Annotated in this window: 1 protein-coding gene; it reads right to left on the reverse strand. The window is 36.4% G+C overall.

Annotation, left to right across the window (positions count from 1 at the left end; translation table 11 throughout):
* Positions 1-250 (reverse strand): transposase (locus LJE09_RS17730; RefSeq protein ID WP_227311644.1); only part of this gene is annotated, 250 nt, incomplete at both ends.

Consider the following 250-nt stretch of genomic DNA (forward strand, 5'->3'; position numbering starts at 1 on the left):
TTTTAGCATCTTTTAAATTAAGTGCCGCATTGAGATCCCTGTCTGCAACATAGCCGCATTCACATCTGTAAATTCTATCTGAAAGCTTTAAATTTTTCCTGACAGAACCACAATGGTGACAGGTCTTTGAAGATGGATAAAATCTATCTGCCACCCTTAATTCAATGCCGTTTTCATCACACTTAGCTTTAAGCTTTGTTCTAAATTCATAAAACTTCTGAGATGCAACAGCTTTTGAAAGACACCTGTT

Origin of the sequence: Blautia sp. DFI.3.45, from assembly GCF_020593505.1 — a bacterium.
GTDB lineage: Bacteria > Bacillota > Clostridia > Lachnospirales > Lachnospiraceae > Blautia_A > Blautia_A wexlerae.